Source organism: Azospirillum lipoferum (assembly GCF_024170005.1).
Lineage (GTDB): Bacteria > Pseudomonadota > Alphaproteobacteria > Azospirillales > Azospirillaceae > Azospirillum > Azospirillum lipoferum.
In genome coordinates this window covers 1-5,870 of sequence record NZ_JALJXJ010000039.1, presented here as the reverse complement: position 1 = coordinate 5,870, position 5,870 = coordinate 1, and the positions used below count along the sequence as shown (strand labels likewise).

At 66.8% G+C, this 5,870-nt stretch carries 4 protein-coding genes; 3 read left to right on the top strand and 1 reads right to left on the bottom strand.

The features are described from left to right. Nucleotides 1–1,085, top strand: a 1,085-nt coding sequence (locus J2848_RS35710) for an alpha/beta fold hydrolase (RefSeq protein WP_253568868.1), incomplete at its 5' end; no start/stop codon positions are given. Nucleotides 1,086–1,116: 31 nt separating this feature from the next. Beyond that, on the top strand, nt 1,117–2,091 hold the full coding sequence (locus tag J2848_RS35705) for an alpha/beta hydrolase (RefSeq protein WP_149235738.1): 975 nt from the start codon (nt 1,117–1,119) through the stop codon (nt 2,089–2,091). Between the two features lie 6 nt (nt 2,092–2,097). On the opposite strand, the gene J2848_RS35700 is transcribed toward J2848_RS35705, so the two are convergent. Then, complete coding sequence (locus tag J2848_RS35700) at nt 2,098–4,632, bottom strand: TonB-dependent siderophore receptor (RefSeq protein WP_149235739.1); 2,535 nt, start codon at nt 4,630–4,632, stop codon at nt 2,098–2,100. A gap of 154 nt (nt 4,633–4,786) precedes the next feature. On the opposite strand from J2848_RS35700, the gene J2848_RS35695 reads away from it, so the two are divergent. Next, nucleotides 4,787–5,320, top strand: a complete 534-nt coding sequence (locus J2848_RS35695) for an RNA polymerase factor sigma-70 (protein WP_149235740.1) — start codon at nt 4,787–4,789, stop codon at nt 5,318–5,320. Nucleotides 5,321–5,870 lie beyond the last annotated feature (550 nt).

Genomic DNA, 5,870 nt, shown 5'->3' with positions numbered 1-5,870 from the left:
AGCTGCTGCGGCTGGACAGCGTCGGCGTCACCGACAACTTCTTCGAACTGGGCGGCGACTCCATCCTCTCCATCCAGCTGGTCAGCCGCGCCCGCGCCCTCAAGTCGCTTGGGGTGTCCTTCAAGCTGCGCGACCTGATCCGCAAGCCGACGATCGCCGAACTGGTCGGTACGGTCTCTGAAGCGGGATCGCCGAAGGCCGGACCGTCTCCGATCCTGGCGCTGAATCGGCAGATGCCTGGACAGCCGCCGCTGGTCTGCGTCCATGCCGGTTTCGGCACGGTCTTCGATTACGAGCCGCTCGCCCGTCGGCTGGAGGGGCGGCGTGGCGTCCTGGCGATCCAGTCGCGCATGCTGCTCGATCCGGCATGGCGTGACCGCTCGCTGGAGGAGATGGCCCGGGACTATGTCGACCTGCTGCGCGAGCGGCAGCCGCAAGGGCCCTACCATTTGCTCGGCTGGTCGCTGGGAGGAACGCTTGCTGCGCTGATGGCGGCGGAACTTGAACGCCGGGGAGAGACCGTCCGGCGGCTTGCCCTGCTCGATCCCTTCGTGCCGTCGCCGAAAAACGGCGAGCAGGGCAGCGAGCCAGGACTGGACGACTGGCGCGACGATCTGGCCGGCTTCCTGTCGGTGATGCTGCCGGGCGCTCCCGTCGTCCGACCGCAGGACGAACGGGAGGCGGTGGACGCGATCCGAAGCGTCGTCTCCCAGTCGCTCGATGCCCCTCGGATCCGTACCGCCGAAGGGTTGGGGGTCGCGATGGGGGTGGATGAGCTGACGCAGGCCTTCCTGACGGCCCGCCATCTGAAGCGCCTGTCCGCGGCGCAGCCTGCCTGCCTGCCTGTCGCCGCCGCCGCGCAGGGCTGGTGGATCGCCGGCCGCGACGCCGACCGGCTGCGGCTGGAGGCACAGCTCGGCGGGAGCGCAATGCCGTGGCGGACGCTGCGCTGCGATCATTTCGAGGCGCCGCGCGACGAGGGCTTCCTGGCGGAGATGCTGGAAGAGATTCTGGCTGGCGGTGCGGGATCGCCGGCGGCCCGGCCCGACACCACGACAACCAACCTGGCGGATGCCGCGGAATGAGCGTGTCCATCCGAACCCGGAGCAACGATCCATGGCAGTGAACCCCGATATCGCCGCCTTCCTCGCGCTTGCGGCGGGAGGGCGCGAAGACGGTAGGGTGAAGCCGATGCACGCCCTGTCGCCGGTGGAGGCCCGGCTTGCCTTCGAGCGCACCTCCCGCATGATGGATCCCGGCGGCGAGCCGGTGGGCAGGGTGGAGGATCTGTCGATCCCGGCCCGTGACGGTGTCGATCTGCCGGCCCGTCTCTATGTGGCCGGCCCGACCGTGGTGCCAGGTCCGGTGCTGCTCTTCTTCCATGGCGGCGGCTATGTCGTCGGCAGCCTCGATTCCCATGACGGGCTTTGCCGGTCGATCGCATCGAAGAGCGGGGTCGCCGTCCTGTCCGTCGGTTACCGGCTGGCTCCGGAACATCGTTTCCCTACGGCCTTCGACGATGCGTTGGACGCGCTGGGCTGGCTTGGCAGGGAAGGTGCCGGGTTGGGGATCGACGCCGGGCGGCTGGCGGCGGGGGGCGACAGCGTCGGCGGCAGTCTCGCCGCGGCGATCAGCCTGCGGGCCGCCACGGATCCCGACCTGCCTCGCCCACGGCTTCAAGTGCTGATCTATCCGGTGACCGACGCCACCGCCGACACCGGCTCGCTGCAGCGCTATGGCGAAGGGCATCTGCTGGAGCGGGCGACGCTGGACTGGTTCTATTGCCACTACGCCCGTGATGAGGCGGATCGGCGTGACGGGCGGTTCTCGCCATTGCTGGCGGAGCTGCCGCCCGGTGTCGCGTCGTCCCTGGCGCCGGCCCTGCTCGTTCTGGCCGAGTGCGATCCGCTGGTGGATGAAGGAATTGCCTATGGGCGGAAGCTGGCGGAGGCCGGCGCCGCCGTCGATGTACGGATCCATGCCGGCATGACACACGACTTCCTGAGGATGAGCGCCCTGGTGGACGAGGCGGAGGAGGCGCAGGATCTGATCGCCGATGCGTTGCGGCGGCATCTGGATGTGATCGGGTGAGTGCCGTCACCAGCTGTAGGACAGGGTCGCCAGCACCGCCCGGCGATTTCCGTAAAAGACCGAGTTGTCGTAGAAGCCCGGCGAGAAATAGCGGCGGTCGAACAGGTTGGTCGCGGTCAGGGCGATGCTGGTGCCGTCGAGCGCCGGACCGAGCCGTCCCAGATCGTAGCCGAAGCTGACATCGACCAGCAGGTAGGGGGGGACGCGCACGCTGTTCGAGGCGTTGTAGGTCGCGCCGACATAGCGCATTCCAAGGCCGGCGGTCAGGCCGCCGGCCGCTCCCTCCTCGATATGCCGCCGCAGCCAGACCGCGGCGGCATGGCGGGGAACCGAAGCCACCCGCTTTCCGGTCCGGTCGGTTCCGCCAGGATAGGGGGTGTCGCGGGTGACCTGCGCGTCGGTGAAGCTGTAGGCCGCCGTCAGCTCGGTCGCGTTGCCGAGCGCCGCCTTGCCCTCCAACTCGACGCCGCGCGACCGCGCCTCTCCGGTCTGGAGCGAATAGCCGGGGTTGTCCGGATCGGCGGTGGTCAGGCCCCGCTGGACCGCACGGAACAGGGACAGGCTGAAGAGCCCGTCGAAGCTGGCGGGCCGGTAGCGCAATCCAGCCTCCCATTGCGTTCCCCGGCTCGGTGAAAAGGGGTGGCCCTGTACGTCGCTGTCGCTGTTCGGCTGGAAGGAGGTCGAATAGCCGGCGTAAGGCGTCAGGCCGTTTCCGAACCGGTAGGCCAGCCCGGCACGCTTGGTGAAGGCCCGATCGAACTGTGTCCTTTCCAGCAGCGGGCCACCGGACAGGCGGCCGACGCTGCCGGTGTAGCTCCAGTCCAGCCGTCCGCCGAGCGTCAGCCGCCAGTTGCCGGTGGCGATCTCGTCCTGGGCATAGAGGCCGGTCTGCCGGATGCTGTCTGTCAGGTCGCGGGCCAGGATCGTATCCCAGCCGTAGGGACCGCCATAAACCGGATCGAAGACGTCGAGCGCGTTGGTCACCGTGCCGTTCCGCCGCGTCTCGTGCGCCCGGTAGCGGCCATGGTCGATCCCGGCCAGCAGGCTGTGGCGCAGCGGGCCGGTGGCGGCGCTGCCTTGCAGCTTGGTATCCACCAGCAGCGTCGAGCTGGTCTTCGGCCGGTCCTGCAGTCCGAAGCGGTAGAGGCGGTCGGCCTCCAGCAGACCCGAGGCCGCCCAGCTCGACAGATAGCCGACGCGGCTGTGGCTGTAGCGCAGGGTCTGGGTCACGGTCCAGTTCCTGGCAAGGGCGTGCCGGATGTCATAGCCCGCCGACAGGGTGCGCGAGCGGTAGGAACTCAACCCCGGATAGCCGAGAAACAGGTTCGAATCCAGGCGCCCATAGGGATTGTCCAGCACCGTCCCCGATGCCGGAAAGCTCTGCTCCGCCCCCATCTTGCGGAAATCGAGATAACTGGCGAGCAACGTGATGTCGGTTCCCTCGCCGACGGACCAGGACAGGGCGGGTGCGACATAGAGGCGGTCGTCCGGCGTGTGTTCGACCTGGGTGCCGCTTCGCCGTGACAGCATCGTCAACCGATAGCGGAGTGTCCCTTCGGTGTCGATCCGGTCGCCGAGATCGGCCGTGACCTGACGCCGGTCATGGCTGCCACTTTGCAGCTGGAGCCGATGGAACGGGCTTGCGGTCGGGCGCTTGCTGGTCAGGGAGATGGCGCCGCCGGGCGGCATCGCGCCATAGAGCGTGGAGGTCGGTCCCTTCAGCACCTCCACCCGCTCCATGCCGAAAGGCTCGTATTCAATCCCATAGGGATTATAGCCACTGCGCAGCCCGTCGATCATGACGGACTCCGAACTCTGGCGGAAGCCGCGGACGAAGACGTCGATGGCTCCCTGCCCGCCGGGATAGTCAATGGGATGGACCCCGGCGCTGTAGGCGAGCGCGCCGTTGATGTCCTGGACGTCGCGCTGGTTCAACTCCTCCCGCGTGACGATGGACAACCCTTGCGGCTGATCCTCCACGGGCGTTGCGGTTTTGCCCGCACTGCGGCCGTGTGCGGGATTCCGCGCCGCCTGCCCGGCGGACGGCGTGCTGCCCTCCACCATCAGGCCCGGAAGCAAACCGGGATTTTCCTGTAGCCGGCCGATGGTTACCACCCGGTCCCGTATTTCGAAGGCGAGATCGGTGCCGCTCAGCAGGATGGACAGCGCGACCGTGGGGTCCATCCGTCCCGACAGGGTTTGCGACCGGCGATCGGATATGAGATCGGGGGTGTAGAGTATCTGTAGGCCGGTTTGGCGGCCGAAGCTGGTCAGCGCCTCCCGAAGGGGCAGGGCAGGGATCTCCAGCGGTATTTCCTGCGGTGCCGGCCGTATGGTGCCGGTCGGAGCGGGAACCGGTTCGATGGAGGTCGAAAGGGCAGGAGCTGACAAGACCAGCGACGCTGCCCAGGCAGCCGCCCAGCCGACGGCCACCCAGCCGACCGTGACCCGGCAGACCGTCAGCCGGCCGAGCGCAGGAGGTTTGAGGCGGGCACTGCGGCTTCGGGTGGTCGGGCGGAGCCCCGCGAGACGATCGTTCATCCAAAGCCCCTGCAACGCACACTGGAAACCGCGCAGGGAAATTCTGCCGTTTCCCTGTTTGCAAATGATTGTCAGTTGCATTAGTCTGCGGCGGCTTGTCAAGCCATCGGGATTGCAAACCCGCTGCGGCTTCACTCTGCACAAGGAGTTCTTCATGCGACAGGCAGGATCCGTCGAAAGCCAAACCCTGTGCGACGTCTTCACCACGCACCGGCGGTCGTTGATCGGCCTTGCCGAACGGATCACCGGTTGCCGTCATCATGCCGAGGATGTTGTCCAGGACGCCTTTCTTAAACTTCTGGGAGCGGAGTCGACCAGTTCCATCCGGGCCAAGGCGGGCTACCTGATGATGGTCGTCCGCAATCTGGCCATCGATCATTACCGCCGGAAGGGCATGGAGTCACGTTTGCTCGCGGTGGAAGAGGAGGGGCAGTCGGTCGGCACGCCGGACGCAGCCTCGCCGGAAAGCGTGAGCGTAAACCGCCAACTCCTGCAGACGCTCGAATCCGCCTTGGCCGATCTGCCGGAGCGCACCCGCTATGCCTTCGAAATGCACCGCATCCACGGCCACAGCCAGAAGGACATCGCGGTGACGCTCGGCGTATCGCCGACGCTGGTCAACTTCATGATCCGCGACGCGCTGATCCATTGCCGCAAGACGATGAAGCGAGTCGATCCGTCTTCCTGAACGACCGGTCGGCTACCGTCGGCATCCATCCGGAGCATCGCATGAGAGGGCACGGTTGCAAATTCGTCCTGTAATAGGCACGAAATGATGGCTGTCGGCATCGCCGCCGCTGCTACGCGGCTGGGAGTTCGAACCGCTGGCTGATGAACTGCACGGCCTTGTCGAGCACGCCGGGTCCTAGCTTCATCGCCGGTTGGATGGACTGGCCACTCTGTTGGGAACATCGACTGTTTTGTGTTGCCAACGCTGCTGATGCCGGGCGGTCAAACTCCGCCTGGGCGAAATACCCCGACGCCTTGCGTAGAATCTCGTTCGCTTTTAGCAAGTCCTGGACCTCGACCGTCCTTTCCCGGCGGGGCCGGGAAAGGATGATGTTGGCCCGTCGGCGGTTTGGGGCTGTCAGTGTTCAGAGTCCCTTGAAGACGGGCTTGCGCTTCTCGTGGAAGGAGGCGACACCCTCCTTGAAGTCCTCCGAGCCGCGCAGGCGGCCATAGGCCTGCCCCTCGATCTCGATGGCGCCGTTGACCGAGACGTTGTTGCCGCTGTTCAG